This window comes from Comamonas aquatilis, from assembly GCF_965139575.1.
Taxonomy (GTDB): Bacteria; Pseudomonadota; Gammaproteobacteria; order Burkholderiales; family Burkholderiaceae_C; genus Comamonas; species Comamonas aquatilis.
Map to the genome: position 1 here is coordinate 251,409 of NZ_CBCSIW010000001.1, position 26,319 is coordinate 277,727.

Annotated in this window: 24 protein-coding genes; 17 read left to right on the forward strand and 7 right to left on the reverse strand. The window is 58.7% G+C overall.

Translation table 11 applies throughout. The annotated features are described in order from the left end of the window. Positions 1 to 4 precede the first annotated feature (4 nt). From ACNAZA_RS01095 to ACNAZA_RS01165, 15 genes are all read left to right on the forward strand, one after another. Positions 5 to 337 carry an STAS domain-containing protein gene (locus ACNAZA_RS01095; protein WP_415794556.1) on the forward strand — a complete coding sequence of 111 codons (333 nt, stop codon included), beginning with the start codon at positions 5 to 7 and terminating at the stop codon, positions 335 to 337. 110 nt (positions 338 to 447) lie between these two features. After that, positions 448 to 1,371 (forward strand): ABC transporter ATP-binding protein, encoded by a 924-nt coding sequence (locus tag ACNAZA_RS01100; RefSeq protein ID WP_415794558.1) that lies wholly within the window; start codon positions 448 to 450, stop codon positions 1,369 to 1,371. Then, positions 1,368 to 2,123, forward strand: a complete 756-nt coding sequence (locus tag ACNAZA_RS01105; RefSeq protein WP_415794560.1) for an ABC transporter permease — start codon at positions 1,368 to 1,370, stop codon at positions 2,121 to 2,123. Before ACNAZA_RS01100 ends, ACNAZA_RS01105 begins: the two co-directional genes overlap by 4 nt. A gap of 76 nt (positions 2,124 to 2,199) precedes the next feature. Then, positions 2,200 to 2,442, forward strand: coding sequence for a BolA family protein (locus ACNAZA_RS01110; RefSeq protein WP_120966347.1), 243 nt, complete (start codon positions 2,200 to 2,202; stop codon positions 2,440 to 2,442). A 95-nt stretch (positions 2,443 to 2,537) separates the two neighbouring features. Next, positions 2,538 to 3,809, forward strand: a complete 1,272-nt coding sequence (murA, locus tag ACNAZA_RS01115) for a UDP-N-acetylglucosamine 1-carboxyvinyltransferase (RefSeq protein WP_415794561.1) — start codon at positions 2,538 to 2,540, stop codon at positions 3,807 to 3,809. Next, positions 3,806 to 4,459 carry an ATP phosphoribosyltransferase gene (gene hisG, locus ACNAZA_RS01120; protein ID WP_120966349.1) on the forward strand — a complete coding sequence of 218 codons (654 nt, stop codon included), beginning with the start codon at positions 3,806 to 3,808 and terminating at the stop codon, positions 4,457 to 4,459. Before murA ends, hisG begins: the two co-directional genes overlap by 4 nt. 29 nt (positions 4,460 to 4,488) lie before the next feature. Further along, on the forward strand, positions 4,489 to 5,805 hold the full coding sequence (hisD, locus tag ACNAZA_RS01125) for a histidinol dehydrogenase (RefSeq protein WP_415794562.1): 1,317 nt from the start codon (positions 4,489 to 4,491) through the stop codon (positions 5,803 to 5,805). A gap of 179 nt (positions 5,806 to 5,984) precedes the next feature. After that, positions 5,985 to 6,869, forward strand: a complete 885-nt coding sequence (locus ACNAZA_RS01130) for a hypothetical protein (RefSeq protein WP_415794563.1) — start codon at positions 5,985 to 5,987, stop codon at positions 6,867 to 6,869. Between the two features lie 150 nt (positions 6,870 to 7,019). Beyond that, positions 7,020 to 7,301: a hypothetical protein gene (locus ACNAZA_RS01135; protein ID WP_415794564.1), complete on the forward strand. Its 282-nt coding sequence runs from the start codon at positions 7,020 to 7,022 to the stop codon at positions 7,299 to 7,301. After that, positions 7,298 to 7,747 carry a PIN domain-containing protein gene (locus tag ACNAZA_RS01140; RefSeq protein WP_415794565.1) on the forward strand — a complete coding sequence of 150 codons (450 nt, stop codon included), beginning with the start codon at positions 7,298 to 7,300 and terminating at the stop codon, positions 7,745 to 7,747. Before ACNAZA_RS01135 ends, ACNAZA_RS01140 begins: the two co-directional genes overlap by 4 nt. A 47-nt stretch (positions 7,748 to 7,794) precedes the next feature. Beyond that, positions 7,795 to 8,913 (forward strand): histidinol-phosphate transaminase, encoded by a 1,119-nt coding sequence (hisC, locus tag ACNAZA_RS01145; RefSeq protein ID WP_415794566.1) that lies wholly within the window; start codon positions 7,795 to 7,797, stop codon positions 8,911 to 8,913. Then, positions 8,910 to 9,533, forward strand: a complete 624-nt coding sequence (gene hisB, locus ACNAZA_RS01150) for an imidazoleglycerol-phosphate dehydratase HisB (RefSeq protein ID WP_120966354.1) — start codon at positions 8,910 to 8,912, stop codon at positions 9,531 to 9,533. Before hisC ends, hisB begins: the two co-directional genes overlap by 4 nt. 50 nt (positions 9,534 to 9,583) lie before the next feature. Further along, complete coding sequence (gene hisH, locus ACNAZA_RS01155) at positions 9,584 to 10,252, forward strand: imidazole glycerol phosphate synthase subunit HisH (RefSeq protein ID WP_120966355.1); 669 nt, start codon at positions 9,584 to 9,586, stop codon at positions 10,250 to 10,252. A 59-nt stretch (positions 10,253 to 10,311) separates the two neighbouring features. Then, entirely contained in the window at positions 10,312 to 11,055 is a 744-nt protein-coding gene (gene hisA / locus ACNAZA_RS01160; protein WP_415794567.1) for a 1-(5-phosphoribosyl)-5-[(5-phosphoribosylamino)methylideneamino]imidazole-4-carboxamide isomerase, read from the forward strand. Positions 11,056 to 11,077: 22 nt separating this feature from the next. Further along, on the forward strand, positions 11,078 to 11,941 hold the full coding sequence (locus ACNAZA_RS01165; RefSeq protein WP_415794568.1) for a D-hexose-6-phosphate mutarotase: 864 nt from the start codon (positions 11,078 to 11,080) through the stop codon (positions 11,939 to 11,941). 75 nt (positions 11,942 to 12,016) lie between these two features. Here the strand turns inward: ACNAZA_RS01165 and pelG are convergent, their stop codons facing one another. The 7 genes from pelG to ACNAZA_RS01200 are packed head-to-tail and all read right to left on the reverse strand — an operon-like array spanning position 12,017 to position 24,533. Then, the gene (gene pelG / locus ACNAZA_RS01170; protein ID WP_415794569.1) at positions 12,017 to 13,390 is read right to left on the reverse strand and encodes an exopolysaccharide Pel transporter PelG; all 1,374 of its coding nucleotides are present in this window, start codon (positions 13,388 to 13,390) and stop codon (positions 12,017 to 12,019) included. Then, positions 13,390 to 14,940: a GT4 family glycosyltransferase PelF gene (pelF, locus tag ACNAZA_RS01175; protein ID WP_415794570.1), complete on the reverse strand. Its 1,551-nt coding sequence runs from the start codon at positions 14,938 to 14,940 to the stop codon at positions 13,390 to 13,392. Before pelF ends, pelG begins: the two co-directional genes overlap by 1 nt. After that, positions 14,937 to 15,959: a hypothetical protein gene (locus ACNAZA_RS01180; protein WP_415794571.1), complete on the reverse strand. Its 1,023-nt coding sequence runs from the start codon at positions 15,957 to 15,959 to the stop codon at positions 14,937 to 14,939. The genes pelF and ACNAZA_RS01180 overlap by 4 nt, the downstream gene beginning before the upstream one ends. Beyond that, positions 15,952 to 17,322, reverse strand: a complete 1,371-nt coding sequence (locus tag ACNAZA_RS01185) for a PelD GGDEF domain-containing protein (RefSeq protein WP_415794572.1) — start codon at positions 17,320 to 17,322, stop codon at positions 15,952 to 15,954. The genes ACNAZA_RS01180 and ACNAZA_RS01185 overlap by 8 nt, the downstream gene beginning before the upstream one ends. A gap of 28 nt (positions 17,323 to 17,350) precedes the next feature. After that, positions 17,351 to 17,902, reverse strand: a complete 552-nt coding sequence (locus ACNAZA_RS01190) for a penicillin-binding protein activator LpoB (RefSeq protein WP_415794573.1) — start codon at positions 17,900 to 17,902, stop codon at positions 17,351 to 17,353. 18 nt (positions 17,903 to 17,920) lie between these two features. Beyond that, a complete protein-coding gene (locus tag ACNAZA_RS01195; protein ID WP_415794574.1) occupies positions 17,921 to 21,775 on the reverse strand; it encodes a tetratricopeptide repeat protein in 3,855 nt (1,284 codons plus the stop codon). After that, on the reverse strand, positions 21,741 to 24,533 hold the full coding sequence (locus tag ACNAZA_RS01200; protein ID WP_415794575.1) for a bifunctional glycoside hydrolase 114/ polysaccharide deacetylase family protein: 2,793 nt from the start codon (positions 24,531 to 24,533) through the stop codon (positions 21,741 to 21,743). Before ACNAZA_RS01200 ends, ACNAZA_RS01195 begins: the two co-directional genes overlap by 35 nt. A gap of 485 nt (positions 24,534 to 25,018) precedes the next feature. On the opposite strand from ACNAZA_RS01200, the gene hisF reads away from it, so the two are divergent. Together hisF and hisI are read left to right on the forward strand one after the other, a co-directional pair. Beyond that, complete coding sequence (hisF, locus tag ACNAZA_RS01205) at positions 25,019 to 25,819, forward strand: imidazole glycerol phosphate synthase subunit HisF (protein WP_415794577.1); 801 nt, start codon at positions 25,019 to 25,021, stop codon at positions 25,817 to 25,819. A 110-nt stretch (positions 25,820 to 25,929) separates the two neighbouring features. Beyond that, on the forward strand, positions 25,930 to 26,319 hold the full coding sequence (gene hisI, locus ACNAZA_RS01210; RefSeq protein WP_415794578.1) for a phosphoribosyl-AMP cyclohydrolase: 390 nt from the start codon (positions 25,930 to 25,932) through the stop codon (positions 26,317 to 26,319).

The window sequence follows — 26,319 nt, forward strand, 5'->3', positions numbered from 1 at the left end:
TGTCATGCCAAAAGCCAAGTCATCCACACTGCAGCTGCCTCGGGAGCTGACCTACCGTCAGGCGCGCGAGTGCCTGCTGAGCTTGCGCCCGCTGGTGGTCGAGTACGCCGGCCAGCAGGTGCCTGTGGATGCCAGCGCGGTCAAGGTGTTCGATTCTTCGGCGCTGGCCGTGCTGCTGGCCTGCCGCCGCGCCGCACTGGCAGCGGGCAAGCAGCTGCAGATCACGGGTCTGCCCAAGGGTTTGCGCTCCATGGCCGCACTCTATGGCGTTCAGGAGTTGCTGCTGCCGGCAGAGGATGGCGACAGTGAGCTCAAGCGCAGCAGCAATGCGGACTAAGGCCGCTTGAGGCCGGCCAAGGCGGATTCTGTCCCTGTCTGAGCGGCTGCGGCCGTGCAGTTCCCGGGTCTACAGCAAGTTTGGCGCCTTGGGCCTAGAATCTGCCTCGCATGTCAGCAGTCTCATTCCAATCCGTCTCCAAGACCTACCGCACCCCCAAGGGGGAGTTTCAGGCCCTTCAATCGGTCAGCCTGGATATTGAGGAAGGCGAATTCTTTGGTTTGCTCGGCCCCAATGGCGCGGGCAAGACCACGCTCATCAGCATTCTGGCCGGCCTGTCCAAGGCGAGCAGCGGCCGCGTGCTGGTGCAGGGCAGCGATGTGCAGGCCAACTATGCCGACGCACGCCGCAAGCTGGGCATCGTGCCCCAGGAACTGGTGTTCGATCCCTTCTTCAATGTGCGCGAAGCGCTGCGCTTTCAATCGGGCTATTTCGGTGTCAAGAACAACGACGACTGGATCGACGAGCTGCTGGAGAGCCTGGGCCTGAGCGACAAGGCCCACCACAATATGCGCCAGCTCTCGGGCGGCATGAAGCGCCGCGTGCTGGTGGCCCAGGCTTTGGTGCACAAGCCGCCCATCATCGTGCTCGACGAACCCACCGCCGGTGTGGATGTGGAGCTGCGCCAGACGCTGTGGCATTTCATCGCCAAGCTCAACAAGCAAGGCCATACCGTCTTGCTGACCACCCACTACCTGGAAGAGGCCGAGGCTTTGTGCAGCCGCGTGGCCATGCTCAAGCACGGCGAGATCATCAAGCTCTCGTCCATGAGCGAGCTGCTCAAATCCGCTTCCAGCAATGTGCTGCAGTTCAAAACAGATAGCACCTTGCCCTTGTCTGTGGCTGAGCGGGCCCGTATTACCGGCCGAATCGTGCAGATTCCCGCCCAGAACGCCACCGATGTGGAACAACTGCTGGCCACGCTGCGCGAAGGCGGCGTGACACCCGAGGACGTGGAGATCCGCCGTGCCGATCTGGAAGATGTGTTCATCAGCGTCATGAATCAAGCCCAAGGCGCAGGAGGTGCGGCATGAACGGCTGGCAAACCCTGCTCAAGAAGGAAGTGCTGCGCTTCTGGAAGGTGAGCTTTCAGACCATTGCCGCACCCGTGCTCACGGCCGTGCTCTATCTGCTGGTGTTCGGCCACGTGCTCGAAGGCCGGGTCAAGGTCTATGACAGCATTCCCTATACCGCGTTTCTGATTCCTGGTCTGGTGATGATGAGCATGTTGCAGAACGCTTTTGCCAACAGCTCCTCCAGCCTGGTGCAGAGCAAGATCATGGGCAATATGATTTTTGTGCTGCTCACACCGTTGTCGCACTGGGCCTGGTTCACGGCCTATGTCGGAGCTTCGGTGCTGCGCGGCCTGCTGGTGGGCGCGGGAGTGTTCGTCGTTACCTTGTTCTTTGCCGTGCCTGATTTCTCCGCACCGCTGTGGATTGTGGTGTTTGCCTTCCTGGGCTGCGCCCTGATGGGCACGCTGGGAGTGATTGCGGGGCTGTGGGCCGAGAAGTTCGACCAGATGGCGGCATTTCAGAACTTTTTGATCATGCCGCTGACCTTTCTCTCCGGCGTGTTCTATTCCGTGAACTCCTTGCCCTCTTTTTGGCAAGCTGTCAGCCATATCAACCCGTTTTTCTACATGATTGACGGTTTCCGCTATGGATTCTTCGGCCAAAGCGATGTGTCCCCCTGGGTAAGCCTGGGCATCGTGGGTCTGGCGTGGTTGCTGGTCAGTGCGCTGGCCGTGCACCTGCTGCGCACCGGCTACAAGATCCGTAACTGATTTCAATACTCATACACCACGGCTTGCGAGACAATGGACGGTTTCGCAAGCTTTTGCGTTTTAGGCTTTTCGACCCATGACTGCAGACCAACTCAAAGACCTGATCACCGCCGGCCTGCCGTGCGAGCACATTGCGCTGGAAGGCGATGGCCGGCACTGGTATGCCACCATTGTGTCGGCCCAGTTCGACGGCCAGCGCCTGCTGGGTCGCCAGCGTCTGGTGTATGCCACGCTGGGCAACCGCATGGCCACCGATGAAGTCCATGCGCTGTCCATGAAAACCTATACGCCAGCAGAATGGGCAGCCGCGCAGGCCTGAGGGTCTGCTCGCAGCAAATTTCATAGCTGCCAGCGCTTTATGTAAAAGGGCTGGCGGCCGGTTTTATCTATATAACGGATTCAAGGCTTGATGCCATGGACAAACTCCTGATTCGCGGTGGACGCAGCCTGCATGGCGAAGTGATCATCTCCGGCGCCAAAAATGCCGCTTTGCCCGAGATGTGCGCCGCCCTGCTCACCAATGAGCCTGTGCATCTGTACAACATGCCCCGTCTGCACGATGTGGCCACCATGCGCCGTCTGCTGGACAACATGGGTGTCGTCACCGAAAGCCATGGCGAGCGCGGCGGCATCAGCTTTGTCGCCCCCGACAGCCTGACGCCCGAAGCGCCTTACGAGCTGGTCAAGACCATGCGCGCCTCGGTGCTGGCCCTGGGCCCGCTGCTGGCACGCTTCGGCCGCGCCAAGGTCTCTCTGCCCGGCGGCTGTGCGATTGGCTCGCGCCCGGTGGATCAGCACATCAAGGGCCTGCAGGCCATGGGTGCCATCATCACCGTGGAAAACGGTTATATGCATGCCAGCCTGCCCGAAGGCTGGACGCGCCTGAAGGGAGCCCACATCACCACCGACATGGTGACGGTGACCGGCACCGAGAACTTCCTCATGGCTGCGGCCCTGGCGGACGGCGAGACCGTGCTGGAAAACGCCGCCATGGAGCCCGAGATTCCCGATCTGGCCGAAATGCTGATCAAGATGGGCGCCAAGATCAGCGGTCACGGCACCAGCCGCATCGTGATCCAGGGTGTGGACAAGCTGCACGGCTGCGAACACCAGGTGGTGGCCGACCGTATCGAAGCCGGCACCTTTTTGTGTGCCGTGGCAGCTGCTGGCGGCGAGGCCATGTTGCACCATGCGCGTGCCGAGCATCTGGGCGCCGTGCTGGACAAACTCAAGGACGCGGGCGTGGAGTGCGAAAGCTCGGCCGGCGGCATCCGTGTGCGCTCGGCTGGCAAGCTCAAAGCCCAAAGCTTCAGAACCACCGAGTACCCCGGTTTCCCGACCGATATGCAGGCCCAGTTCATGGCGCTGAATCTGGTGGCCGAAGGCACCAGCGTGGTGACCGAGACGATTTTTGAAAACCGCTTCATGCACGTCAACGAGATGCTGCGTTTGGGCGCGGCCATCACCACCGACGGCCGCGTGGCCAGCATCGAGGGCGGCAAGCGCCTGACGGGCGCTACCGTGATGGCCACCGATCTGCGCGCTTCGGCCAGTCTGGTCATCGCCGGTCTGGTGGCCGAAGGCGAAACCCTGGTGGATCGCATTTATCACCTGGACCGTGGCTACGACCGCATGGAAGAGAAGCTGCGCACCCTGGGTGCAGATATTGAGAGAGTTTCGGCATGAGCATCACTATCGCCCTCTCCAAGGGCCGTATCTACGAAGAAACCGTGCCCCTGCTGGCCGCAGCCGGCATCGAGGTGACGGAAGATATAGAAAAATCGCGCAAGCTGATTTTCGAAACCACCCAAAGCCATGTGCGCGTGGTGCTGGTACGCGCCTCCGATGTGCCGGTGTATGTGCAGTACGGCGGCGCCGATCTGGGCGTATCCGGTCTGGATTCGCTGATCGAGCATGGCGGCCAGGGCCTGTACCAGCCGCTGGATCTGCAGATCGCCAAGTGCCGCGTCAGCGTGGCCGTGCGCAACGGCTTTGACTATGCGCATGCGGTCAAGCAGGGCGCGCGTCTGCGCATTGCCACCAAGTACCCTGAAATTGCCCGCGATTTCTTCGCGCGCAAAGGCGTGCACGTGGACATGGTCAAGCTCTACGGTTCCATGGAGCTGGCGCCGCTGACCGGCATGGCCGACGCCATCGTCGATCTGGTCTCCACGGGCAACACGCTCAAGGCCAATGATCTGGTCGAGGTCGAGCCCATCATGGACATCAGCTCGCGACTGGTCGTCAACCAGGCTTCGCTCAAGCTCAAGCAAGAGCCGCTGCGCCACATCATTGACTCGTTTGCGGCGGCTGTTGCCGCCAAGAATCAAAGTTAAACCCTCTGATCTCTCTGCCGGTAATTACTATGGAATTCGTAGCTGCTCCCGCCCGTCTGTCAACCGCTGATGCCACTTTCGAGCATGATTTTGCGCAGCGTCTGCATTGGTCGGCCGACACGGACGCCGCCATCGAGCAGCGCGTGGCCGACATCCTGGCCGATGTGCAGGCGCGTGGCGATGCGGCAGTGCTCGAGTACACGGCCCGTTTTGACGGCTTGAGCGCCGAGAGCATGGCGGCGCTGGAGCTGACCCAGGCCGAGCTCAAAGCCGCTTTCGACGGCCTGCCCGACGAACAGCGCCAGGCGCTGGAATCGGCGGCCCGCCGCGTCAAGAGCTACCACGAGGCCCAGAAGAAGGCCAATGGCGAAAGCTGGAGCTACCGCGACGAAGACGGCAGCTTGCTGGGCCAGAAGGTCACGCCGCTGGATCGCGTGGGCATTTACGTGCCCGGCGGCAAGGCCGCCTATCCCAGCAGCGTGCTGATGAACGCCATTCCCGCCCATGTGGCCGGCGTGCCCGAAATCATCATGGTCGTGCCCACCCCCAAGGGTGAGAAAAACGCGCTGGTGCTGGCCGCAGCCTATGTTGCAGGCGTGACACGCGCCTTCACCATTGGCGGCGCCCAGGCCGTGGCAGCTCTGGCCTATGGCACGGCGACGATTCCGAAGGTGGACAAGATCACCGGCCCCGGCAATGCCTATGTGGCCAGCGCCAAAAAGCGCGTGTTTGGCTTGGTGGGTATCGACATGATTGCCGGCCCCAGCGAAATTCTGGTGCTGGCCGACGGCACGACGCCGCCCGATTGGGTGGCCATGGACCTGTTCAGCCAGGCCGAGCACGACGAACTGGCCCAGTCCATCTTGCTGTGTCCCGATGCCGACTACATCGCCGCCGTGCAGCGCGAAATCGACCGCCTGCTGCCCGAGATGCCGCGCAAGGCCATCATTGCCAAAAGCCTGAGCGACCGCGGTGCGCTGATTCTGACCAAGGATATGGAAGAGGCCTGCGCCATCAGCAACCGCATTGCGCCCGAGCACCTGGAAGTCTCCAGCCGCGACCCGCACCGCTGGGAGCCGCTGCTCAAGCACGCTGGCGCCATCTTCCTGGGTGCGTACACATCGGAAAGCCTGGGCGACTACTGCGCCGGCCCCAACCACGTGCTGCCCACCAGCGGCACGGCGCGCTTTTCCTCGCCGCTGGGTGTCTATGACTTCCAGAAGCGCTCCAGCCTGATCGAAGTCAGCGAAGCCGGTGCCCAGACCCTGGGGCAGATCGCCTCGGTGCTGGCCCATGGCGAAGGCCTGCAGGGCCATGCCCGTGCGGCAGAGATGCGTTTGAAGTAAAGCCGTAAAAGCACTTTTCTCACCTCGCCCCCCAAAAAAGCCGCGCCATTCAAGCGCGGCTTTTTTCTTGTCTTGCCGGGCGTGACTGCAAAGAATGCTTTCAAGATGTTTTTTGTGCTCGTGCGTCCGCATGTTTTTCGTCACACTGGCAGCCATCCCCTGTTTTGAGGAGTCAATCCATGAATTCTGCGGCTGCATCCTGGCGCACGCGTTACGGGTCTTTTTTGCTGGGCTTGCTGGTGGCGGCCGGTCTGGCCGCCTGCACCACGCAGCCGCCCATGGCCGTGACGGTGGCTCAGGAAGCCAGTGCTCCGGCACCGGCCCTGGGTTCCGCCAGTGCAACTGCCAGCATGGCGGCTCCGCGCGCGGCCAAGGCCGAGTCCACATTGGGTACCCAATGGGGTGAGGGGCGTGAATCCGCCACCAAGGTTGTGCAGGCATCGCGGCTCACACCCGATCATGCGCGGGCCGTGGCCCAGATGCGCTACAGCGACGAGGACAGCATCCGCCGGGCACTGGGGCGTGCAGCCGATCGCCAGACCAATGTGCTGCTGGTCGATGGTGATGTGGAGTGGATGGTTTCCAGCGGCAGTGGTCCGGCCCTGCCGATTTTCAGCACGCGCGGCGGCAGCAACTACCAGGTGGCAGGGCGCAGCGGCGAGCGCTATGAGCTGGTTTATCACAACCGCAGCACGCGCTATTACGAGGTGGTGGCCACGGTTGACGGCCTGGATGTGCTCTCCGGCAAGCCGGGTAGCGTGAAAAATGACGGCTATCTGCTGCGCCCCGGCGAGAGACTGGTGATCGACGGTTTTCGCAAGAACGACAGGGAAGTGGCGGCCTTTCGTTTCTCGGCCAAGGGCCGGGCCTATGCCAACAACACGCCGGCCGGCGATGCCCGCAATGTGGGGGTGATCGGCACGGCGCTGTTCGAGGTGCGCCTGGACGAGCGAGACCCCGATCTGCCGCCGCGTCGCCGTGCACCCGAGGTGGAGCCGCGCGATCCGCGGGCTTTTCCGGCCGATCCAGGTCCTTTTGCGCCAGCGCCGCAGTACCGCCGCTAAAGGCGCAAGATGGTTGGAGCCAAGGCCCGGAGCATCCGGGCCTTTTTGCATGGCTTTTAGGCTACAAAGTCTGAAATCAGACGCTGGCCGTGGTGATTTATCAATCAACACGAATTTCGTGTTGCACGAATTTCGTGTACTATGCAAAGCATGAAAAACGTCACCATCACTGTGGAAGACAGCGTGCTCGAGTGGGCGCGGGTCGAAGCGGCGCGGCGCGGCACCAGTGTTTCGCGCATGCTGGGTGACTTTATGGCCGAGATGCAGCGCCGCGAGGATTCCTACGAGCGCGCCTATCTGGCCTGGCGCACGGATGAGCGCAGCTGGAAGGCGTCGGCAGCATCGGCTGCTGCTTCCAGTTCCGTAGCGCGTAGCGCAAGTGTTCAAAGGGCTGCAGACCCCAAACAGCCAAAGTCTGGAGTGTCGGCATGACGGCCATGAGCATGGTGTTTGTCGATACCTCGGTGCTGATAGCCGCCGAGGACGTGGCCGCAGGTGCGCTGTATGAGGCCAGCCTGGGCTGGCTGGATGCGCTGTGGCGCACGCGTAGCGGCCGCACCGGCAATCAGGCGCTGGTGGAGTTCTACGACCAGGTGACCACCGCCGCCGCCCCCATGCCTCAGGGCGATGCGCGCGCTGCCATCCGCCGTTACCAGACCTGGACGCCGTGGAAGACCGATGCCGCCACGCTGGAGACCGCCTGGGCCGTGCAGGCCCGCCACCAGCTGGCTTTTGGCGATTGCCTGGCGGTGGCCTGTGCCCAGCACAGCGGCTGCAGCCATATGCTGAGTCTGCACCTGCCCCATGGGGCCGAGTTTGGCGGCGTGACGATGGTGCATCCGCTGCAGCAGGCAGCTCCCGCAGACAATGAGACCTGAGTGACCGACAAAGGCCAACTCCTGCCCCGCGTGAAAGAGTGAAACCCATGACTTCTCAAGACCCCCAATCCAAGGCCCTGCAACGCATTCGCGCCGATGTGCGCGCCATGCAGGCCTACCATGTGCAAGCTTCTCAAGGCCTGCTCAAGATGGACACCATGGAGAACCCCTACCGTCTGCCTGTAGCGCTGCAGCAAAAACTGGGGGCGCATCTGGGCGGTCTGGAGATCAACCGCTATCCGGGCGAACGGCTGGAAGTGCTTAAGCAGATGCTGGCCGACTATGCCGGCGCACCGGCGGGCACGGCCGTGCTGCTGGGCAATGGCTCGGACGAAATCATCACCTTGCTGGCGCTGGCCACGGCTCAGCCCTCCGAAGGCGGCCGCGCCAAGATGCTGGCGCCCATGCCGGGCTTTGTGATGTATCCCTTGAGCGCCAAGCTGCAGGGACTGGACTTTGTGGGCGTCAATCTGACGGCCGACTTCGACCTCGACGTGCCGGCCATGAAAGCCGCCATCGCCGCGCAAAAGCCGGCCATCACCTATATCGCCTATCCCAACAATCCCACGGCTACGCTGTGGGCCGAGGACAAGGTGCAGGCCATCATTGACGCCGTAGCTGATGTGGGCGGTCTGGTGGTGATGGATGAGGCTTACCAGCCTTTTGCCAGCCGCAGCTGGATCACCCGCATGCAGGCCGAGCCGGCGCGCAACGCCCATGTGCTGCTGATGCGCACCCTGAGCAAATTCGGTCTGGCCGGTGCCCGCCTGGGCTATCTGATCGGCCCGGCAGCCATCGTCAACGAAATCGACAAGGTGCGCCCGCCTTACAACATCAGCGTGCTCAACTGCGAGACGGCGATTTTTGCGCTCGAGCACGAGTCGCTCTATGCCGAGCAGGCGGCCGCCATCCGTGCCGAGCGCCAGCCTCTGGTGGATGCCTTGAAGGCCATCAACGGTGTGGAAAAAGTCTGGCCCTCCGAAGCCAATATGGTGTTGCTGCGCGTCAAAGATGCAGGCCAGGCCCAGATCGCCATGAAGGCGCGTGGGGTGCTGGTGAAGAATGTCTCGGCCATGCATCCGCTGCTGGTCAACTGCCTGCGCCTGACCGTGGGCACTCGCGAAGAAAACGCCCAGATGCTGGCGGCGTTGAAGGAATCCCTATGAACAACATCGTCCCCTCGATCCCGCATGACTTGCCGCGCACCGCTGAAGTGACGCGCAACACGGCCGAAACCCGCGTGGCCGTGCGCATCAACCTTGACGGCAGTGGCAAGGCGCAGCTGAACTCGGGCATTGGCTTTCTGGATCACATGCTCGACCAGATTGCCCGCCATGGCCTGATCGACATGGACATCGAATGTGCAGGCGATCTGCACATCGACGGCCACCACACGGTGGAAGACATAGGCATCACCCTGGGCCAGGCTTTTGCCAAGGCCGTAGGTGACAAAAAAGGCATACGCCGCTACGGCCACGCCTATGTGCCGCTGGACGAGGCGCTGAGCCGCGTCGTCATCGATTTCTCGGGCCGCCCCGGTCTGCACATGGATGTGAAGTTCACTTCGGGCCGCTTGGGCCAGCTCGACACGCAACTGGTGTACGAGTTCTTCCAGGGCTTTTCGAACCATGCGGGCGTCACGCTGCATATCGATAATCTCAAAGGCTTCAACGCTCATCACCAGTGCGAGACCATCTTCAAGGCTTTTGCCCGTGCTCTGCGCTTTGCGCTGGAGCGTGACGAGCGCATGGCCGGCGTGATTCCCTCCACCAAGGGTGCGCTTTGATTTTTGAGTGTTTTAGCCTTCAAGTCCAACATCCATAAGCGGTAGCTGCTATGAGTTTGAAGAACAACACCGTGGCCGTGGTCGATTACGGCATGGGCAATCTGCGTTCAGTCTCCCAGGCCGTGCGCACGGCCGCTGCCGCGTCGGGCTGGGAGGTGGTGGTCACCGCCGATCCCGAAGTCGTGTTCGCCGCCAATCGCGTGGTGCTGCCGGGTCAGGGTGCCATGCCCGATTGCATGCGAGAGCTGCGCGAATCCGGCCTGCAAGAAGCGGTGCTGGATGCGGCGGCCAACAAGCCGCTGTTCGGCGTCTGCGTGGGCATGCAGATGCTGCTCGATCACAGCGACGAAGGCGATGTGCCGGGCCTGGGTTTGATCCCTGGCCGGGTGCGCAAATTCGATCTGCAAGGTCGCATCCAGGCCGACGGCAGCCGCTTCAAAGTGCCGCAAATGGGCTGGAATCAGGTGCTGCAGACGCCGCAGGGCGGCAAGCCCCATGCACTGTGGAGCGGGATTCCTGACAACAGCTTCTACTATTTCGTGCACAGCTTTTATGCGCAGGTGCAACAGCCACAGCATTGCGCGGCGCAGACTGACTACGGCGGCCTCTTTGCATGTGCAGTCGCACGCGATAATATTTTCGCAACTCAGTTCCACCCCGAGAAAAGCTCGGACCAGGGACTGGCGTTGTTCCGCAACTTCCTGGGCTGGAAGCCCTGAAGTTTTTTCTCAGTGCACGGGCCGTTTATCCAGGCCTTTTTTGCTAGCCCATCACCATCATGTTGCTTATTCCCGCCATCGACCTCAAGGACGGCCACTGCGTACGCCTCATCCAGGGTGATATGGATCAGTCCACCACTTTCGGGGAAGACCCCGCAGCCATGGCCGCCAAGTGGCTGGATGCCGGTGCACGCCGACTGCATCTGGTGGATCTCAACGGCGCTTTTGCGGGTCAGCCCAAGAATCTGGGCGCCATCAAGAGCATCCTCAAGGAAGTGAACGGTGAAATCCCCGTGCAACTGGGTGGCGGAATCCGTGATCTGGACACTATCGAGCGCTACATCGATCTGGGTATCGAATACCTGATCATCGGTACGGCGGCGGTGAAGAATCCCGGCTTTCTGCAGGATGCCTGCACCGCCTTTCCCGGCCACATCATCGTGGGCCTGGACGCCAAGGACGGCAAGGTTGCTATCGACGGCTGGAGCAAGCTCACCGGCCAGGACGTGATCGAAACCGCCAAGCGTTTTGAAGGCTGGGGCGTGGAATCCATCATCTATACCGACATCGGCCGCGACGGCATGCTGACCGGCATCAATGTGGACGCTACCGTCAAGCTGGCCCAGGCGCTGAAGATTCCCGTCATTGCCTCGGGCGGTCTGGCCGGTATCGCCGACATCGAAGCCCTTTGCAAGGTGGAAGACGAAGGCGTTGAAGGCGTGATCTGCGGTCGTGCCATCTATACCGGCGATCTGGACTTTGCGACAGGCCAGGAGCGCGCGGACGAGCTCTCCGGTGTCTGATTCGGCTGCTCAGGCGGTGGCAATGGCTGCCGCCACTGCTACAGCTACCACTTGGCAGGGGCTGCCCGCGATTGCGCTGCAATTGCCGGGTGGCGACAGTGCATTGATTGCGCTGCAGGGCGCGCAAGTGCTGTCCTGGCATGCGGGTGGACAGCAGCGCCTGTTTCTCAGCCCCAGGGCTGCACACGATGGGCACACGCCGATTCGCGGCGGCATTCCGGTCTGCTTTCCCCAATTCAACCAGCGCGGCCCGCTGGTCAAGCATGGCTTTGCGCGCAGCATGGCCTGGAGCGCCGAGGCGCAGAACGTCAAGGTGCTGGCCGATGGCGCTCTGGAGCTAGTGCTGACGCTGCAGGACAGCGAGGCCACCCGTGCCGTCTGGCCCCGCGAGTTTGAAGCGCAACTGTGCGTGCAACTGCGCCCTGGTGCATTGGCGGTGCGGCTGAGGGTGCACAACCTGGGCCGGCAGGCGTTGCCGTTCACGGCCGCCTTGCACAGCTATCTGCAAATGCCGTTGCCGGTGGAGCAGATGCAGCTGCAAGGACTGGATGGACTGCAGTTTTGGGATGCGGTGGCAGACACCCATCCTGTGCAGCAAGGCCCGCTGAGTTTTGGCGTGGAAACCGACCGCGTCTATCCACGCCCGCCACAGGCTCTGCAATTGCAGAGCACGACGGGTACGCCTTGGCTGGAGATTGCCCAGGATGCTGACTGGAGCGAAACCGTGGTCTGGAACCCTGGCCCCACCTTGTGTGCCCAGCTGGCCGATATGGAGCCCGAGGGTTACCGGCAAATGCTGTGCGTGGAGGCTGCAGCCATTGATACGCCCGTGGTGCTGGCGCCCGGCCAGCGCTGGCAGTCTGCGCAGACACTTAGATGCCTTTGACGCTCTTATCCATAACAACAAAGCACCATTTCTGGTGCTTTGTTGTTTGTGCAAGTCGATATGAATCGGCTGGGATTATTGCAGCATGAAGGTCTTGTATTCCAGCCGGTCCATGGAGCGTGTCAGGCACACCAGACCCACGCACAGAGTAATCAGCATGGCGATACAGAAACCGTAGCCATAGAAGGCAGCGCCAAGTGCCAGAGATAGGGCGGTAAAGGTGATGTTGAGCACCAGCATCAAGGTGCACAGCATGAGCACGATGCGGCGTTCATTGAGGTAGAAGAAGATGTTGAGCACCGCCATCACGGCCACTTGCAGACCTGCTCCAACCACTTGCACATGCAGCAGCGGCAGATACAGCTGAGAAATACCCAGCAGTTGCAACACCCAAGGTCCGGCGACAAAGGTGATCAGGATGGCAATGGTCTGCACCTTGGCAATTTCGCCCAGGCCTGCTTGGATGGCATAGACCATTTCGTCGCGCATGGATTCTATGTATTCCAGGGAGCCGCCTCCACGCACGGCATTGAAGAATTTTTCGTAGTACTCGACAAAGTCGGTTTCGATACGCACCAGAAATACGGCCATTCCCGGAATGATCGACAGGTAGGAAAGGAACACCGGGATGTCGTAAATCAGCGAGGCACGCAAGCCGCCAATGATTTGCTGGGAGGTGGGCGGGAAGTACCAGAACATGATCTTGTCGGCCCAGATCGCCATGTTGTAGAACAGGCCTACAACAATCAGCGAAGAGAAGATCATGGAGCGTTTGGTGAAGTCAAAAGCGATCCAGCGTTTACCCAGAGGAAAGCTGTTCAGTACCAACGACCACATGCCTGCAACCAGAAGGATGTGCCCGGTCACAAAGCTGGCCAGCAGACCTTCCAGACCCCAGTGACGCAGCGGCAGGGCCAGAATCACGATCAAGGCATAGCTGATGCCAAACAGCGCGGTGATGGCGCGGTACTGCTTGAGGCCGGACAGCAGCACGGCCATGATCCAAACAATACACATGAGTGCAAAACCTGCCAGCATCAGGATGCGGTAGATCAGGCTTTGACCGGGCAGTATGAAGAACAGGGCGATGCACCCGAGCACGGATGCCAAAGCCACCACGATCAACAGCAAGCCGTGGAGGTTGGGTAGTATGGCTTCGTCCTGCTTGAGGAAGATGCGGTCCGAGACAAAGCGTGTGAAGGTCAACTGGGCGGTACCCGTCAAAATCAGGCTGAAGGCAACCAGATAGGTGATGGATGTCTGGAATTGCGTGATCAGCAATGGTGGCTCTACCACGCCTATGCTGAAAACACCTACCAGCAAGATGCCGATGATGGAGAAAACCCAGGGGCCGGAGCCAATGACGCCGGCATAGGCGTAGGCCTGAAAAACGCTGGTCAGCGTGTTTTTCCGCAGCATGTGCCGCAGCTCAAATCCAATGCCTGCCATTAGCGTGGCTCCCTGGAGTGCTCAAGAGCGTTATCGTAAATTTGACGATAGCGCTCAAACAGCAAGGTGTCGGTGTAGTAACGCTCCACACGAGCAATACCGGCAGCGCTGGCCTGCTGCCATTGATGCGGATTGCTTAGTAGCTCCAGTGATGCATCGGCCAGGGCTTCGGGGTTGGCAATACCTACAATCCGGCCGCAGCTGCCAAGTGCCTGGTCTGCAAGGTCGAGGCCGTTGATCAATTGACGGCAAGATCCTACGTCGGTGCTGACGATGGGAACACCCGCAGCCTGGGCTTCCAGAATGACCAGGGGTAGAGCCTCGCTTACCGAGGACAGAACCACCAGGCCAATTTGCGGCATGAGCTCTTCGAGACGCTGCATGCCCAGAAATTTGACCTGCTCCTGCAAATCCAGGCTCGATACCAGGTTGCGGCACTCCTGCACATAGGCCGGATCTTCTTCCATGGGGCCAGCAATCCATGCCTGCGCCCGAGGCAATCTGTTTACCACGCGACGCATGGAGCGGATAAAGGTCTTGATGTCCTTGATGGGCACGACACGACCGATCAAGCACAACACGGGCGGAATGTTCGGCGGGCGCATGCTGCGCAGCGGGGCAAAGCGCTCAATACGTATGCCGTTGGGTATGTTGCGCGTGCGTTCGGGGTCTGCACCATCGCTGATCTGTCGCAGGCGATTGGTTTCATAAAGCGCAATGATGGGGTTGGCGGCGTCGTAGCAAAACCGACCCATCCATTCAAAAAAATGAATCCACAACTGCCTGAAGAACGAGACCTCCATGGGATCGCGCTGAAAGAGGTTGCGGTTGTCCCGAATCCATGAGCTTTTGAGCAGGTCGATCTGGCGCTCTTTGGTATAGATGCCATGTTCGGAAAGAATCAGCGGCAACTGGCGCTGGTGGTGCAACAAACCTCCCAGGAAGCCTGCGTAACCGGTGGAGACGGTGTGCAGCACGCGCACCGGGATCAGATTCTCGGCTATCTCCGAGAGCAGCCACAGAGGCTTGAACATGATGCGCACCGTCCAGAAAAAGTCTACGAAGGACGGGTCAGTGCAGTAGCGATGGTAGCTGTCGCGGATCAGATTCCATGCTTGCTCACTGTGCATGAAGTCATTCAGGGGCAGGCCGCCCTGCGGGCGAATTTCCTGTGTGATGGCTTGGATTTCAGCCAAAATTTTCTGTCGTGCTTCCTTGCTGTCGTTAAAGGTTTCAAAGGACTGCAGAAGTTCTTTGACTTTCTCAAAGTCCTTTGCGCTGCCTTTGGTGGGTTCAGGCTGCTGCTTGCTATTGAGGCTGTCGTAGAGGTAGTGCTCTTCGAAATGCACTACGTTGTCGGGTAGGGTGTAGCGGAAATTGCCATAGTCTTCGCGGCGACTGCCCAGGAACACAATGGCAAATGTGTGCTGCGGATAGGCCGCGAGGATTTGATGCACCCAGCTGGAGACACCTCCGCTGATATATGGGTATGTGCCTTCCAGCAGCAGCGCGATATCGGCCCGCTCGGCTTTGGGATGGGTATCGCTCATGCTGCACTCCAGTATTGAATACTAGGCCGTAGTCGTGGCTGTGCTTGCGTGGCGTCAAGCGTGTGCATGAGTTTTTGGACTTGTGAATAGTTGTGCTGCAGGAAATGAATTTCGGCTTGATAGGGGATCACGCGGGTGGGAGCTAGACCCAGCGCCAAGGCCATTTCGTAAGCATTCTGGGCTTGCGTATAGTCTTGAGTCAGCTGCATCAGGCGACCTTTGCGCAAATGAAGCAAGGCGTTTTTTGGGCGCTGTTCCAAAGCCATGAGGCAGTAGTGCAGTGATTGGAAGATGGCGTGTTCCCGCACGTCGCTTTGCGCGATACCTTGGTAGATCATTTCCCAGTAAAGATCCGACAAAGCCCAAGCAGCCTGTACGCCGCGAGGGCCCAGTGGCGACGGGCCTTCAGCTTCGATGGCTTGCTGAAGCGCTTGTTGTTCGCTGTGAATGGTCTGGCTGATCTGCTGCTCTTTGCTGTCAAGCATGCTGTAGGCAAGCAGGCGCAGGTCATCGCTGGAATCGGTGAGTGCAGTGCGCAGCATGGGAGACGCAATGCGTCCTGACACATTGTTCAAGGCCACCATGGCTCGCATGCGTGATGCCACTGGCGCCGCAGGGTTGGATAAAAAGGTTCTCAGGCCGGTTTGTCTGCGGCTGTTGCTGTTAAGTTGGTGCTGGTCGAACTCCGGAAGCTGCATGGACGGAAACTTGCGGCCCATGTCCCTGCCGTGAGAACGGCGCAGGGCGAGGAGGGCCGCGACGCAGCCAAGCATTCCGACGATAGGAATCGCGAACGACACCAGGGCGATGAGGGCTACCAAAGTCAGCCGCTGTTGAGATAAACCACGAGGTACGGAGATCAAAGGCATCAGGCAAAAGGCAAACAGGGTGCTGGCCAGGGCATGTGCCACGAGATAGGTCAGCAACGCGTTGTCCGCATGCTCGTGGAGCATTCGCAAACTGCTCCACGCGGCAATTTCAGTCAGCAGCGCTGAAATGGCGAGCTTGATATTAGCCATGGGCGATTTTTGCAAGCTCGTCAAGGATGCTCATGGACGAGCGCCCCTGGATGGCGAGGGTGTGAGGGAAAATGCCTGCATCGTTAAGCGATTTGATATCGCGCTGCTGCAAGCTCGCTTCGATTCGATGCAGAAAGCCTTCGCTGGTCGCTTGTGTTCCCAGTGGCATCAAAATAGCCAGTACCTGCTTTTTCGGACCTTCAATCAACCACGATTGGTCCAGCATGCGCTCCAGGCGCATGAGGAACTGCGGCATTTGCGATGAGATGGCGCCGGGCGTGAATTCCAGAGCCATAACTATGCTGGATAGTTGGCTGGACTGATACATATGTCCCATGCGTTGCAGCTCAAATGCAAAAGCCGGCGGGCATTGCGGATGAGCTTGGATCAATGGTTGGGATAGGTCGTTGGCTGCGATGCTGTCGGTGTAATAGCCAAGCAGGAGGTTGATGATCTGCAACGTCTCCTCTTGCAGGGCGAAGAACGGCATTTCTTCCACGATCAACATGCCGTACATCTCGCCTGCCAGATCTAGCAGGGGCGCCGCGACCACATAACGAGTGTTTTGGGCTTCTCTCAGGCTCTGTGATATGTGGCACAGCGCATGGGTGGATAGTGCTTGCTGCACCAGCGCATCACCTAGTGTCAATTCACTGGCGCCGCCAATTTGCGCCACGGCTTTATTTTCAATGTGGAGGTTCCTGACTGGAACAATGCTGGCAACACTGATCTGGCAGAACTGAGAGAGCAGGTTCAACAGAGTTTGAGCGTCTCCGGTGGCCCCCTTCAGGTCACGCAACTGGTGTAGCGCATCGCGCATGGAAACTGGCTGGCCTATCAGCTGTTGCTCCAACTGTTCATGTGAAAGACGAAGCAAATAGTGCTGACGAACCAGCTGCTCCATGCGTTGGTCGTGGTAGTACTGCGTGGTCTTTTCTCTGCGCAACTGGGCGCGCCAGATACTGGAGACTTCACCGACGGTCATGACCATGATCAGGCCGCCGAGAAAGTACTGCTGAGGAAAGTTGCCGAGGTCTTGTTGATTGAATCCAGCCCAGCCGGCGAGTAAAACGCCTGCAGCACAAACGCCGGCGATAGGACCATAGCGCAAGGCGATCACCATGGGAGCAAGCCAGGCCCAGGGAAATTCGGCAAGCACCCACAGAGGATCGGCGCGATTGCTAAAGTAACCAATCAGTATGGCCAGGGCGGGAATCAGGACGGTTTCTGCAGCAATGATCCAAGGCCGTTCGCTAGTCACCGTGAGTTTGCCAAGCGGAGAGCTTTTGAGCTCTCCGGAGACGCCATCGCGTTGCACCGGGTTCGGTGCGTAAGAGAGCATGGGCAGTTCTTGGGAAGGCATAGCTTGCTGTCCTGATGGATTCTGTTGCTTAACGTGCGTTAGCGATACCGGTGCCGAGCAGGTCGCGGATCAATTTTTGACCGACAGCTGCCAAAGCTTCGCGACTCCAGCCGCTCTTGCCACCTGTACCGCTCCAGATGGTCTTGCCTTCGTTGGTATCCACAATTTCCAAAGCCACGCCAACGGCCGGCTCACCATCAACGCCTACCTTGTAACGCCACTCCTCCACGGAACCCAGCAGCGCATAGCGAACACCTTCACTGCGGGCCCAGGCCAGGGCATCTTCGCGGCGCTTGCTGTTCTGAGCGTCAAACAGCGTTTCCTGTTGGGCATTGCCCGTGTAACGTTTGACAGAATTGACGCCGCGCGCTTGCAGCAAGGCCGTTGCAATACTTTCGGCACGGCTGCCTGCCATAGGTGTTTCAGTGTGATTTTCAAAGGGCAGAACTGCCCAGGAGGCATCCTTGACCAGATTGGGTGAATTGCCGCGGTCAATGGTGGAGCAGGCTGCGAGGAGGCTCAGGAGACTGATGCCAGCGAGCATGCGGATACGAGATGCGATGGCAGGGGTGAAGTTCATGATTGGCTCCTTGAAATCTCAATAGTGAAGTCGGTAGATGAGCTGCAGTTCACGGGTGGTACCGGTATTGTTGAGGCCGGATTTGGAAAGGTTGAGGCCGACCATGAGGTGATCCGCACCCAGGACGCTGCCTGCAAAGCCCAGGCGCACTTCATAGCCGGAGCCGCTGACGCTGTGATTCGTCAAAGCCAGGCTGGCAAAAGGACGTAGCGCACGTGTGTACTCTTGTGAGTAACGCATGTTGGTGGAAACTTGAATGCCCGAAAAGCGGAAGTTGTTGGGCAGCAAGTAATCCATGCCTGCTGTGCTTCCAATTGGCAGGTAACGAAGAATATTGGAGTCGCGACCGGTGAGTGTGGCGGGGTCTGTGCGGCTGTAGCTGTGCCATGAGGTGAAGGCGCCGAACTCAATGGTTGGGGCTTCGCTGCGATAGGTATGGGTGTATTGCAACGTGGTGTGCTGACCTGAGCCAACACGCGCACCGCCTTGAACAAAGTAGCGCTCAGCGGCAAACTCCAGACCCACACGATCCTGGCGTGAGAATTGATACGTTGCGCCTGTAGACACCCTGTCCTTCATGCCTCCCATGCGCATGGCCAGCGTGTCTTGCATGGACAGATTCTTGCCAAGTGATCCCTGAATCGTCCAGCGATTGCCAAAGGACTGGCTATGCGTGACTTGCAGAGGGTGGTAGGTGGCTAGGCTACGGCGCTCACCCAGCAGAAAATCGGTGCTGGCAAACTGCGTGACACGGCGCAATTGCAGGCCGACCCCTCGCTCAGAGGAGGGGCGTTGCACGAAGTCGCTGTTGTTGACGGAACGCCGGACATGATCGCCTTCCACTTCCAGCGCCCAGCGTGAGTTGATGGGCTGATGCCAGCGCAATGACTGTGCCGTCTCATTGATGCCATTAAGGTGGCGCTGGGTGATGCCATATTCGGCAAAGTGGCTGACCGCCAGCAACTGTTCGGTCAGGCTGGTATGTGCTTCATCCGAGTTGGGCTGATCTACCAGGACTTCAAAGCCTGCAGATTGGGCCAAACGCAGGTCTCCCACCATTACGGCGGCATTCATGTATTCATTACGAGGCAGGTTTTCGCCATGGCGTTCCAGCAGTGCGCCTACTTCAGCCGTGTCTTTTTCCGCCAGAGCCGTTGTGATCTGGGCCCACAGTGGTGCGTTGGCCTGCTTGCTGCGGCTACGTGCATATTGTTGCCACAGGTAGCCTCGCTCTGCGGCGTATTCGCCCCTGTCTTGTAACCAGGCGATAGCCAGTTCCGTGGCTGCAGCTGAGTATTCCTTGCGGTTTGAAGACACAAGGTCTTGACGCAGAAGTTCCCGCATGAGAGTCAATTCGTCATCGCCGTGAGACTGGTTCAGCAGCAGTCGGCTGCGGGCTTGTTGCTGTACTTTGCTGAGGCCTTCAGGAGTTAGCCACTCACGCGTTGGATTTTTACCCTTGGGTGCAGGTGTTCTTTGCAGCTGCTGAAGCCAGAGTTCACGGCGCAGTCGCCAGGCCAGATCGGCTTGCTGGTCCTGTTCCAGTGCATCTGCGTAACTCATCATCCACAGGAAATCGTCGCTGTTGTCGGCACGATGTGGTTGCAGATAACGTTGCAATGCCACCGTGGGCCTGGACAGGCTTTGATTGGCGGCGGCCAGTGCGTTGTGCATGCTGGAGTCTTGGGCCCAAGATGACTCGACACGTGCCAGCAATGATTTCAGCGAGGTGGCGTCTCGGGTATCAATGAGCAGCCACAGCAGCGCTTGTCGCAACTGCACAGAGTCTGGCGTCAGGGCCAAGCCGCTTAAGAAAGCATCACGTGCCTGAACCGCACGGTTGGTTCGTTCGTAGTACATACCCAGTACATGGAAGAACGCAGCTTGCTTTTGCAGGCGTTCGGCAATTTCAGGAGTGGCAAGCGCCTGTTCCAATTGCTTGCCAAGCTGGGACCAGTCCTCCTTGTCTTCCAACAGATAGAAGGCTTGGGTCAGGTGCCGCAGGTCATGAAATTTTTCCCATGCTCGCAGAGATAGCTGAGCAGCTTCATCCCGGTTGTTGCGCAGCATGACATTGATCAGCGCGTCATAGTCACTGACGTCTGCATTTTGGGCGCTCAACAGTTTGCGATAAGCCTGCGTTGCGACTCGCTCATCACGTTGTTGCAGCGCAAGACTGCCCATGAAGCGCCAGTAATCGGCCTCATCAATCATTTTTTTGGGTACGCGCGACTGGGCATCCTCCAACCATTTGAGACCCAGATCAGGCTCTCCTTCAAGCAGGGCAATGGCCGCTGCGGGCATGACATTGGCAGGGATGCGCTGTTCAGGATCTTGCAGCAAGCGTTTCCAGGTGGCCAGGGCGAGCTTGTTCTGGCCTGCCCGTTGTGCCAATTGTGCTAACGCTTCCAGCGTCTGTGGTGAGGGAGCATGGTGTTGCAGATAGTCAATGGCCAGCTGAGGATTGCCTTGTCGCTCATAAGTCTGAATGAGAGACCGCAGCAGGGCGTGGTCGTTGGGGCGTTGTGAAAGCTGATGTTTGATGCCTGCTATCAATGCGCGATCATCAAACAAGCCAGGAGCCAAACGCATGACCGCTTGCCAAGCATCTTCGCGTTGAGTTGTCTGGGCAATAAACAGCCAATTGTCCAGAGCGACCTGGGGGCGCCCCAGCCACTCAGAAACTTTGGCCAGGCGCTCCCGCCAAGCAATATCTTGAGGTGCTTGTTTGACAGCTGCTTGGGCAACGTGCCACGCGTTTTCCAGATTTCTGTTTTCCAGGAAAACGTCATAACCCAGCTGATATGTCTTGTCGTCGAAAGGCAAAGCAGGTGTACCGGGAGGGGACTTGATACTGCTTGTCGCAGCTGTGTGTTGCATGCTCCACCCTGCACCCTGCCACATGGCTGATTGCAGGGACCAAGCACCATCATCAAACACCTGTCGGGAGTTATCGTTCTGAGCTATGGCAATGGTTTGCTGAGCATTCCACTGCTGCAAAAGCGTGATTTTGAGCAATTGCTTGACGTACTTTTCGGCTGCAGCGGGCTTGCCGGCAGCGCGGGCCAGATCAATCAGTGTGCGCAGCGTTTCTGGATCGTTGCCCAGCGTCTCGGCATTGGATTCAGCCAAAGCCATGGCATCTTTGGCTCGGTTGGCGGATTGCAGCACTCGCATGGCTTCAAGCAGATAGCTGCGGGCTTGTCTGGGGTCTTGTGTCGCCTTGCTGGCGCTTTGCAGCAGTTGTGAGGCTTCTTCGTACCGTGAAAAACCCAGTAACTGACGAGAGGCGTCGGCGTACACCTTGGACTTTTGCTCTGTATCGGGACTGATGCTGGCCAGCTCTTGATACAGCGACATGGCCAATGGAATATCACGCAATGCCAAGGATGATGAGGCGAGATAAAACGTTTGCTCTTTGCTCAGGCCTTGTCTCGGAATGGCGCGGATCGCCCCCAGCACTTCAAGGCGAAGCTGCTCAATTTGACGCGTGGATTTGGAGCTGTATTTTTCCACCTCCTGGTAGCGGGAATAAAGACCTCCCCAGTGGCTCCATGCCGCTGCAGAGGCGTCGGGCAGCAACTGTGTGCTGGCTACTTCCGCCGCACGCTTGATTTCTATCTGGCGCCGTTGTTTGGCTTTGAGCAATGACAGGAGGTGTTCATTGTCAGGGTCGCTTTCCAGCAAGTTCGTCAGATAGTTCAGTGACAGCTCAGAGTCATCTTGTGTATTGGCGAGCTGACGCTCCAGGTCTGCTTTGGGGAAAAGCAACCAGAGTGCGCCGCCGATCAGCACCGCAAGCAATGCGATCAACCACAGAAGGACAGTCGTTGGGCGATCAGAGCGCACGACATTGGACTTTGAGTTTTGCACTGGTTTGAGTACTTCTGAAAGAGCGGATGAAGAGGCTATCGCTTGAGGCGCTGCTAGGCGCTGCGTTCTGGGCCGTGGTCAAGCTGCACCCCTGAGGGAGATACATGCGCCATTCCAGGGGGACATGTCCTTGAAGTGAGAAGCTGACGCTGCCATCGGCTTGAGGTTGCCAAGAGCTGAGTCGTGCATTTGCATCTACGAGGTAAGCTTGCTTGGGCGGCGTTACCACGGTCTGGGTCTGCATTTGTGCAGAGCTTGAAGTCAGGTGTGCGTAGTAGCCATCGGGGCCTTTTTGATAACCGGCAACATTGATGCTGCCCTTCATGACGGGAGTGCCTAGCGAGTCTGGCAGGCGCACCGTACGCAATTGGCCGGGGCCACGCATGCGCCAGCCGTGCTCATCCTTGCCCACGGAGAACTCATAAAAGTCCTGTACTTTGCGTATGTACTCAGAAGCGAATACCGGATTGACAGCACGGCTCAGAGCCCACTTGTAAGCAGAATGCAGGGCCTTGATGCTGGCGACTTTGCTGACAGAGTAGAAGTGGTAGTAAATATCGATGGCCTTGAGGCGACGAGGCGAGTCGGTCATCTCAAAGGTTTCGGTGACTTTTTCAAACCCGTAGAACGGGCCATGCCAGAGATTGGTGTAGATGTTCTCGTTGGTGATGGGAGCGTAAACCTGCAAGTGCCCGCCTTTGCGGATGCCCCAGCTCATGACTTCGGTCAGCGAGGGCTTGTTGCGGGTGATTGATGTGTCGCCGCCATTGAGGTTGAGAAGTCCTGCTGCATCCGAAATAGCCAGAGCCTCGGCGCTGGGAGCGGTGTCACCCGACCAAAGAAAAACCCCAACAGGTTTGCCCGGAGGCGCCAGGTTTTTCTGGATGTAGTCAACAGAACCCTTGATTTCGCGATGCAAATCCATGACGTAGCCAGGGATGTGGAGGTTCAAATTAACTTCTTTGTCTTCTTTCCCAACTCTGGGAGGAGCGTGATCCCACAAAAAGGGGTGAGAGTAGGAGTGACTGGCAATTTCGACGTGCGGCATGGCGAAAATGCGCTGGGCTATGCTCTCCAGCTGCTTGCTCCACTGGGGATACAGTCCTTGAGGTGAGATCTCCGCTTCAATGACGGAGATAGTGTGGGGAATGCGATAGAGCTCCAGGATTTCACGGCGCAGCATTTCGCCAGCAAAAGGCGAGCCGGGCACTTCTGCCTTGGAGGGAAAAGAGTCCCCATCCACGTGTGCGAGCAACAAACGGCGGCCATTCTCCGTGGTCACATCGGGTATAGGGAAATCAGCCAGACGCAGTGTCTGCTGTAGCAAGGCAAAAGGATTGACGACCCAGCGTGACTGGTTGGTGCCTGGTACTTCCTCAATCAGGTAAGGCATCAACACAAAGCCGCCCCAGGGGGTGATGGCAGCAGAGACAAAACGCTTGCCCTTGGCATCATCAAAAGACAGTAATTGCTGGCTTTTTTGCAAAGTCTCTGGAGCCAGTGTCCAACCTTCGTAGTCGAAGGACGGCGGCAACGGCTGCATTTCAAAGCCATAGATGCTGGCTTGCGCTGCTTTCTTGAGCGGCTGCGTGGCTGCTCCTTCTGAGCTGCGAACCCCAAAGGGCAGGGTGCGATCAACAGCAAAACCAGGAGTGTTCAACACCAGGATCGGCATTTTCTGTTGTGACTGGTTTGCCAGCCATTGGCGTACATCCTTGACACGCTGATCAGGAATAGAGCCGCCAAACCAGGTAATGATGCCGGCGTATCGATCGCGTGTAATGTTCTGGGGCAGTGCTTTCCGCACATCGGCGTAATCGGCGATGTAGCCCATGTAATTGAGTGGCATCTCCGCAAAACGATGTGCCGCTGTCTCATTCAAAGTTGGGTAGTCGGAACTGTTATAGAGAATCAGAACATGGCGCGCCTGCGCCTCTACCGTACCAATGCCCAGTGTGTACAAGACTGAGTCGGCAACCCAGGGGATGATGCCCAGTTCGGCAATTTTTTTGGCGGTTGCACGCGTGGCATCGCGGTCATGGGGTGGCACATAGTCAATGGCCAGAACAGGCAGCTTATCCCGCTCACGGATGGTTTGCAGCTGTGACAGCAGCCACTCGCGGTCTTTGGCGGGAACATCGATATAGCGCTTGAGGTTGGCATCCCAGCCGCGAAACAGCGACTCTGCGGCCACCATCTGGATCAGACCTTTGACGCGTGGAACGATTTCGAAGCCACGGTTGAGAATCAGCTTGATGCCGGGAAAGCGCTCATTGAGCGTCTTGATGACACGTACCAGACCGTCTTGCTGGGCGGCTTCGTCAAACTTTTCGGCCAAACGGTAAGAATCCATGGTGTCCAGAAAGAAGCCGCGAAAGCCTTTCTGCCACAGTGGACCAATGACTTCGTCTGCAAAGAATGCAGGCCATTGCTCGGGAGTCTGGTCGATGACGGTCGACTGCCAGACACCATTTCGCGCCATCTTCCAGGCGGCAGGAATCTTGGAAAGATAGGCGCGATCATCACCTGCTTCTGCGACCGATGCATAAGCATACAGCTCGCTGTTGGGCCAAGTCTGCTTGAATTTGACGGGGTCGTAGCCATGCTCTGGCTCGACCACGGCGATGTCGTACAAGGCCAGTTCGCTCATGGTGGCGTCCTTGCCGTAGTAAACCGCTACCGAAGGTGTGGCCGCTTGAGCCCACATGGCGGCGAGTAAGGCGCAGCAGATCAGGCAGCTTCGCAGCAAGGCTTTCACAGAGCATCCTCCTTGATAGGGTTAATCTATCGAGTACTTTTATTGTTTCATCCTAGCTATTTTCTTAAAATCGAACATTACAATTTGGTGATAGTTTTGTTATTTGTTTCGTCATGTTTTTTGACATGAAGATGTAGGTCGCATTGCTGTGCGGGTCATGAGGGGAGTCCTGGTCAATCAGGAAAAAACTTCAAGGAACTGCTGCATAATCGCATAGCGGCTACATCGGCATGCCGAATGCGGTGAAGTTTTTTGCCCACGCATCCGCTCGATCTTGGTCGGAATCTTTTCAAAAAGGTCTGCACATGCGAAGGCCTGCTTGCCATCAGAGTCTTCGTCTAGGAGTCGGCAGCCTCCCTTGAACAGGCTAGCCTGCGTGACCTGCGTTGTGCCTCATATCGCTTGAACCTGTTACTTGAAATGTGGGTCTGCGAGGGCGTGGTATCTTTTGGCCTTTGCCTTTTAGCTACGCCGAGAGTCTGTTCATGCTTGCCAAACGCATCATTCCCTGTCTTGACGTCACCGGAGGTCGTGTCGTCAAAGGCGTTAACTTTTTAGAGTTGCGCGATGCGGGCGATCCGGTGGAAATCGCCGCGCGCTACAACGCCCAGGGGGCAGACGAGCTGACCTTTCTGGACATCACCGCCACCAGCGACGGCCGCGATCTCATCTTGCCCATCATCGAAGCCGTGGCCTCGCAAGTCTTCATTCCGCTGACCGTGGGCGGTGGCGTGCGCACGGTGGAAGATGTGCGCCGCCTGCTCAACGCCGGTGCGGACAAGACCAGCTTCAACTCTGCGGCCATTGCCAACCCCGAGGTGATCAACGCCGCCAGCGACAAGTACGGCGCGCAATGCATTGTGGTGGCCATAGACGCCAAGCGCCGCAAGGGCGACGATCTGCTGCGCGTGGGTGCCAACGGCCAGCCCGTGGGCGAGGGCTGGGATGTGTACAGCCACGGCGGGCGCAAGAACACCGGGCTGGATGTGGTGCAGTGGGCCGCCGAGATGGCGCGTCGCGGCGCTGGCGAAATCCTGCTGACCAGCATGGATCGCGACGGCACCAAGAGCGGGTTCGATCTGAAGCTCACCCGTGCCGTGGCCGATGCCGTGGCCGTGCCCGTGATCGCCTCGGGTGGCGTGGGCAATCTGGAAGATCTGGCCGACGGCGTGACGCTGGGCGGCGCCGATGCCGTGCTGGCGGCCAGCATTTTTCACTACGGTGAATACACGGTGCAGCAGGCCAAGGAGTGCATGCGCGCGCGCGGCATTCCGGTGCGGCTTTGATATTTTTAAAACCATAGCTGAATGCGCATGCGTTTCTTGGACTTCAAGGCTCTTTAGGCCTGAAATCCAATGGATGAAAGCGCAGGCAGCTCTGAAATCAGGATGTGCTCATGAATTGGCTCGATCAGGTCAAATGGGATGACAAGGGGCTGGTTCCCGTCATCGCGCAGGAAAAAGCCAGCGGCGATGTGCTGATGTTCGCCTGGATGAACCGCGAGGCGCTGGAAAAAACCGTCGAGCTGGGCCGCGCCGTGTATTTTTCGCGTTCGCGCGGCAAGCTGTGGTTCAAGGGCGAAGAGTCGGGCCATGTCCAGACCGTGCACGAGCTGCGCATCGACTGCGACAACGATGTCATTCTTCTGAAGGTCACGCAGACCGGCCACGAGCCCGGCATTGCCTGCCACACCGGCCGCCACAGCTGCTTTTACAGCGTGCTGCGCGATGGCCAATGGACTTCTGTCGAGCCGGTCTTGAAAGATCCGGACTCCATCTATAAATAA

Bases quoted from the DNA above. Each gene is read 5' to 3' on its own strand.
- ACNAZA_RS01095 (WP_415794556.1), top strand. From the start codon at position 5: ATGCCAAAAGCCAAGTCATCCACACTGCAGCTGCCTCGGGAGCTGACC.
- ACNAZA_RS01100 (WP_415794558.1), top strand. From the start codon at position 448: ATGTCAGCAGTCTCATTCCAATCCGTCTCCAAGACCTACCGCACCCCC.
- ACNAZA_RS01105 (WP_415794560.1), top strand. From the start codon at position 1,368: ATGAACGGCTGGCAAACCCTGCTCAAGAAGGAAGTGCTGCGCTTCTGG.
- ACNAZA_RS01110 (WP_120966347.1), top strand. From the start codon at position 2,200: ATGACTGCAGACCAACTCAAAGACCTGATCACCGCCGGCCTGCCGTGC.
- murA (WP_415794561.1), top strand. From the start codon at position 2,538: ATGGACAAACTCCTGATTCGCGGTGGACGCAGCCTGCATGGCGAAGTG.
- hisG (WP_120966349.1), top strand. From the start codon at position 3,806: ATGAGCATCACTATCGCCCTCTCCAAGGGCCGTATCTACGAAGAAACC.
- hisD (WP_415794562.1), top strand. From the start codon at position 4,489: ATGGAATTCGTAGCTGCTCCCGCCCGTCTGTCAACCGCTGATGCCACT.
- ACNAZA_RS01130 (WP_415794563.1), top strand. From the start codon at position 5,985: ATGAATTCTGCGGCTGCATCCTGGCGCACGCGTTACGGGTCTTTTTTG.
- ACNAZA_RS01135 (WP_415794564.1), top strand. From the start codon at position 7,020: ATGAAAAACGTCACCATCACTGTGGAAGACAGCGTGCTCGAGTGGGCG.
- ACNAZA_RS01140 (WP_415794565.1), top strand. From the start codon at position 7,298: ATGACGGCCATGAGCATGGTGTTTGTCGATACCTCGGTGCTGATAGCC.
- hisC (WP_415794566.1), top strand. From the start codon at position 7,795: ATGACTTCTCAAGACCCCCAATCCAAGGCCCTGCAACGCATTCGCGCC.
- hisB (WP_120966354.1), top strand. From the start codon at position 8,910: ATGAACAACATCGTCCCCTCGATCCCGCATGACTTGCCGCGCACCGCT.
- hisH (WP_120966355.1), top strand. From the start codon at position 9,584: ATGAGTTTGAAGAACAACACCGTGGCCGTGGTCGATTACGGCATGGGC.
- hisA (WP_415794567.1), top strand. From the start codon at position 10,312: ATGTTGCTTATTCCCGCCATCGACCTCAAGGACGGCCACTGCGTACGC.
- ACNAZA_RS01165 (WP_415794568.1), top strand. From the start codon at position 11,078: ATGGCTGCCGCCACTGCTACAGCTACCACTTGGCAGGGGCTGCCCGCG.
- pelG (WP_415794569.1), bottom strand. From the start codon at position 13,390: ATGGCAGGCATTGGATTTGAGCTGCGGCACATGCTGCGGAAAAACACG.
- pelF (WP_415794570.1), bottom strand. From the start codon at position 14,940: ATGAGCGATACCCATCCCAAAGCCGAGCGGGCCGATATCGCGCTGCTG.
- ACNAZA_RS01180 (WP_415794571.1), bottom strand. From the start codon at position 15,959: ATGGCTAATATCAAGCTCGCCATTTCAGCGCTGCTGACTGAAATTGCC.
- ACNAZA_RS01185 (WP_415794572.1), bottom strand. From the start codon at position 17,322: ATGCCTTCCCAAGAACTGCCCATGCTCTCTTACGCACCGAACCCGGTG.
- ACNAZA_RS01190 (WP_415794573.1), bottom strand. From the start codon at position 17,902: ATGAACTTCACCCCTGCCATCGCATCTCGTATCCGCATGCTCGCTGGC.
- hisF (WP_415794577.1), top strand. From the start codon at position 25,019: ATGCTTGCCAAACGCATCATTCCCTGTCTTGACGTCACCGGAGGTCGT.
- hisI (WP_415794578.1), top strand. From the start codon at position 25,930: ATGAATTGGCTCGATCAGGTCAAATGGGATGACAAGGGGCTGGTTCCC.